Origin of the sequence: Pseudomonas sp. SWRI18 (assembly GCF_014268345.1) — a bacterium.
Classification (GTDB): Bacteria; Pseudomonadota; Gammaproteobacteria; order Pseudomonadales; family Pseudomonadaceae; genus Aquipseudomonas; species Aquipseudomonas cedrina.
The window spans coordinates 1-5,050 of the sequence record NZ_JACCQQ010000049.1 but is presented as its reverse complement, the minus strand read 5'-3'; the positions used below and the strand labels follow the sequence as shown (position 1 = coordinate 5,050).

The 5,050-nt window shown below is 47.9% G+C and carries 4 protein-coding genes; all 4 read right to left on the bottom strand.

The window, feature by feature from the left end:
* Window positions 1-113 precede the first annotated feature (113 nt).
* Window positions 114-551, bottom strand: coding sequence for an Imm50 family immunity protein (locus tag H0Z09_RS27115; RefSeq protein WP_186694920.1), 438 nt, complete (start codon window positions 549-551; stop codon window positions 114-116).
* Between the two features lie 50 nt (window positions 552-601).
* Entirely contained in the window at window positions 602-994 is a 393-nt protein-coding gene (locus H0Z09_RS27110) for an Imm50 family immunity protein (protein ID WP_186694918.1), read from the bottom strand.
* A gap of 869 nt (window positions 995-1,863) precedes the next feature.
* Window positions 1,864-2,496, bottom strand: coding sequence for a hypothetical protein (locus H0Z09_RS27105; protein ID WP_186694916.1), 633 nt, complete (start codon window positions 2,494-2,496; stop codon window positions 1,864-1,866).
* Window positions 2,402-5,050 (bottom strand): RHS repeat-associated core domain-containing protein (locus H0Z09_RS27100; protein ID WP_186694914.1); only part of this gene is annotated, 2,649 nt, incomplete at its 5' end. The genes H0Z09_RS27105 and H0Z09_RS27100, both read right to left, overlap by 95 nt.

Here is a 5,050-nt window from a genome sequence, read left to right as displayed (position 1 = left end):
GGGGCGAATTGGGGTTGGCTATGGGGGTCATAGAGCACAGTCTTATGCCAAGCCACGTTTACGCCCCAATTACGCAGTTATGGTTGATCGGGCACTAGAATAATTACCACATTTTAAATGTTTTCGTGAGTTGTAATTGTTGTTGTTTTGAAATGGCGATTGTCTGGGCCGTTCATGTAAACATTAGGTCCATTGAGCTTCATAGATTTTGCGTTGAATTTTATAGAGGCATTTTCACTGATAGCTTCAAATGTGTGGCAGTTGCCGTCTATATTGATTTTTACGGTAAGTTGTTCATATTTAGGCATGTTTAATATTTTCAGATGTTTAATGTCGTTGCAAATTATCCCGACTCTACACATGGTGTAACCTTGATTTTTCCAATTTTCTGGAAGGTTGTCTGGGAATTCGGATATGTCAAAATTCAAGTTGATTTGAGATTGATCGTTTTCTATTCTTAAGGAAATAAGAGATATTTTCCCAATTTCAACAGGGTAGGTGAAAATTTTACTGAAAAATGTGCTGTTATCTAGTTCATTCCAGTGTTTCATTTTGGAGTTCCGTGTAAATGGTTTTTTGTCGAAGTGTAGTTTTTAAAGTCTTAATTATTGTCTTTTTTATAAGCATTTGGATCGCAAAGGAATATGTTTTTTGCATTGAGTTCAAGTGACGAATTTTTGTTGGTGGCTTGGAGGCGAAAGTGGTCGCCTTCTTTCTTTATTTTTATAGAAAAGACGCCTTGATTAGGTATGTTTAGTATTTTTAGGTTGCTAATTCCATAGCAGTCAATGCCAAGCCTACAAACGTTGTAACCTTTGTTTTTCCATTTTTCTGGTAAATTATCTGGAAACTCGGGTATATCGAATCCGATTCCCAGAGACGGGCGATCATTGTCTAGTTGTAGAGAAATCTTAGCGATTTCCCTTATTTCTATAGGGCTGCTAAAAAGCTTTTCAAAAAATATGTTTTTATCTAATTCATTCCAGAATTTCATTTTTTATCCTGAAGTCTGTGTGGTGCTGTTCCGATGACTTTGCCGCCTCGGGGCCTTTTAATAGTCGAAAGTTGAAATGTGTTATTTTTCTCCAATGCCACCCGCTCTGCCGTATGTTGTGCCGAAAACGAGGTTTGTCGGGTTTGTTGTATTTTTAGATTTGTAGAGTTGAAAAGTAAATATCACTCTCAAAAGACATGCCAGCTATCCAATTTAGATTTTGTTGGGTGATATACGTATGCTGCGGTATTGTTGAAAATATCCGTAGAGCTTGCGCGATATCGTTAATGTTGATTGAGTATGCGCTATCGATAGAGTCGCCTAGAATTATTACGTCACGCGTAGTGACTGATTTTATCGTATCTGCAAGTAATGTCATTGATGCGTATGAGCTTGTTGCGCCGATGTAGATGCTGTCATTCAATAAGCTCCATGCGATATTGCACACGGAAAATGGAATGGTTTCATTTATTTTATTTGTGATCAATTCATATTCGGAATTAGATAGAGTTGTGAAGTTGGTATTGGTGCTTTTGAGGCCCTTAACTATTTCGAGATCAAGATGGTTCATTACGAAACTTCCAATTGGCTGAAACGCGGTTTTTCCGCTCCTTCAAATGTATAGTGTGTTCCGTTTTTTCTATGAGTCCATGCATTGATATGTGCACTGTTTTTTGTGTCGTGCTTACCGCCATCACTTCAAGGTGATTGTTTGAAATTTTTTAAAGCCGTGTGGAGGTCTGTTTATTTGACTTGGCAAGCCGTAAGCCTCCGAGTTGGTGGGGCATGAGCCTGCGCGGCCTTATTTTCTGCTTTTCTGAGAGCATGCAGGTGAAGTGAACAAAATGAGTGTCACGCTCTTGAGCCCGTTACCTGTGGATATATTCGTAAACACCCTCCTGCTGGATTTCTTCCAAATACATTTCTTTAATTATTTTGTTTAGAAAAGGCAAATGTTCTGAGTGGCAAATGAGCTGGGCTGCGCCATGAGTTTCTGTATTATAGAAACTGAACGAGATGGATAGGTTGTCTGCCAGCACTAATTTTATATCTTCAATAGTTGAGATGTAACCGAGCTTGCTTAGTCTTGTCCAAGTATTTAGGTTTGCACTGTTCTGTTTTTGCATCAAAGTGATGCTAGTCCCAAGGCACGCCATTTGTGTGCGATCTATTTTGAAAGGATCCGGGTTTAGTAATGTTATTCGAGAATAAATACCGGTTGATTCATCTTTTTTTAAGATGTCGCCAGAGGTTGAATTCGCAGCAAACTTCTTCAGCGCTAAGTACTCTTGACTCTTACTAAAATAAGGTGTCAGTTTTGTATGCCATTGCACAATTTTTGGCCAGCGCTGTGTAAGTGATAAGCTGAACTTGCACCAGGTTTCCCAGGCATTTTCATAATCTTGATTAAGTAGTGTAATTGTTATGAAGTTTTCGTCCTTGGAGTGATACAGCTGTTCCCAAGGATGAATGCCAATTTCTTTTATGAGGACTGTATTCATTTTTTATCTTAAAGTATGAGTGGTTATCTACGTTGTCTTTTAATGGGGCTGGTTTCCCTTCAATTCTGACCTCAGTATTGAAGTGTGGGCCAAGATTACCCTTTTTATGGCCGAGCGAATGTTCGAGAATTTTTATTTCGCGATCCAGTAGCTCAAATATATATACTCTGCCCTCCGTGTGTCGATCTTGATCTGTAATCTTAATTCTGCGTATCTGCGTTGGATGTTGATTTTTAGGCACTTCACCTATTGCCTTCGCTCTTTTAAAAGCACCATTTCTAGATAGTTTACTATCCGCGCCCTTCGGCAGTTCCGCATTGCCTTCGTCTACCTTGGTATTTTTTGCCGGCTCGTCAGCGTTGAATGACGACTTACACCCATTGGCGCCGGGGCAGGTACTTAAACCTAGCGGATCCACCCATCCGGTAGGATTAGGCACGTACTGGTACGCATTGATCCCACCCGCCAGCTTCACCGGGTCCGGTGTCAGGTAACGACCAATATCCGGATTGTAGTAGCGATGGCGGTTGTAGTGCAGGCCGCTTTCCTGATCGAAGTACTGCCCTTGGAAGCGCAGGGGATTGTCGATTTTGTTTACGTCGAGGCGCGTGATTTCGCCATAGGCGCGGTAATGCGCGGACCAGACGATTTCGCCATCCGGGGCGGTAAGTTCCTGTGGCGTGCCGAGGTGGTCGAGTTGGTAGTGGTAGGGCTTTGTCTCTTTTGGACCGAAACCTTCCAGCAGGGCCAGCGGGCGGAAACTGTCCGGTTCGTAGAGATAGCTGCGGTGGCGGTCCGCATGGTGTTCGGCGATGAGTTTGTCGCCTTGCCAGAAGAACTCGGTGGTGATGCCGTCGACGGTTTTGCTGATGCGACGACCGAACGGGTCGTAGCGGTAGCTGGCGGTTTTTCCGTTGGGTTGGGTGGTGCCGATCAGGCGGTGCTGGCAGTCGTAGCGGTATTCGGTGACGAGTTGTTGGCCTTTGCCGCGTCGTTCGCGGATGAGGTTGCCGAAGGCGTCGTAGTCGTAGTGGCGGTCGCCTTGGATCATCAGGCGGTTGCCGGCGACGATGTCGGGGCCGGGGCGGTCTTGCATGAGCAGGTTGCCGGCTCGGTCGTGGGCGAAGCGTTCCTGTTCGCCCTGTGAATGGTCGGCGCGGGTTAGACGGTTTAGAGGGTCGTAGTGGTAGCGGTGTTCGCCTTTGCGGCTGTCGCGCAGGCGGGTGAGGTTGCCGTGCTTATCGTAGTGGTATTGGCGTTGGCAAACCGCACCGTCGATGTCGCACAGGCCGTGGTCGACCAAGCGTCCCTGGTCGTCATATTGGTAGCTGCTGAGCTGCTTGCCTTGGCCTCTGTATTGCTCTCGACCGGCATCGAATTGGTGCGTGGTGAGTGTGTGGCCATTTAGCCCTACCTTGAGCTGGCCGCCTTTGCTGTAGTTGAACGCCAGTCGGTTGTTGTCCGGCAGGCGCAGGTTCTTCAGTTGGCCGCAGGCGTCGTAGCCGTAGCGCAGGGTGCCCCAGCCTTGGTGTTCGGCGATGAGGCGGTTTTGTGGGTCGTATTCGTAGGCCAGCGCCCAGTGGCCGTCGTCGACGCTGATGAGGTTGCCTTGGCGGTCGTAGGCGTACTCGATGATATTGCCGTCGGGCAGGATTTTTCTTACAAGGCGCCCGGCATGGTCGCGTTCGTAGCGGGTGGTTAGCTGACTGCCGTCGTCGCCGTGTTCGGTCTTTTCCTGCAGGTTGCCGTTGAGGTCGTAAACGTAGGTGGTGCGCTTTCCGTCAAACCCGATTTCCTGTTGGATCAGGCCATTGGCGTGGTAATCGAGTCGGTAGGTCTCGCCAGCTTCGTTTTCGATCTCGGTCAGCAACAGCCGGGCGTTGTTGTAACGGTATTTGACCTGGGTGCCATCGGCATTGATGCGGCGGCTGATCAGGTGCAGGCCGTCGGCATATTCGTAGCGGGTGACATGGCCCCGTTCATCGCGTTCGGAGGTGATTTTTCCGTAGGGGTTGTAGCTGTATTTGCGCGTTGCACCGCCCGGCAGCGCCACCCGAATCAACCTTCCCACGCTGTCCCATTGATAGCGGGTCAGGGCGCCATATTTTTCCTCAGACGCAACTTGCCGGCCCAGGGCGTCATAGCGATAACGCTTGATGTCGCCATTGGGCAACTGCTCTTCCAGCAACTGGCCGCGCGCATTCCATACCAAGCGATGACAGCTGTGATCGGGGTACCAAACGCCAATCAGTTGGCCGTGTTTGTTGTAGGTGTAGTAGGTGCAATTGCCGTCAGGATCGGTCTTGCGCGTAACGTCGCCCTGATCATTACGCTCATATTTCCAAACCGCTTCACCACGCCGCACAACCCGTACGAAACCGTTGTCATGCTCGTAGGAAGTCGGCTCATCGTCCCCCGGAAACAACGCCACCAAACGCCCGGCTTCGTCATACTGATACGCCGTGATTGCCCCGAGCGGGTCCTGCTCAACCGTCAGCCGGCCTTTGTCGTCATAAGATTTGAAGTGCTGGGCACCATCCGGATCGACGCGCTG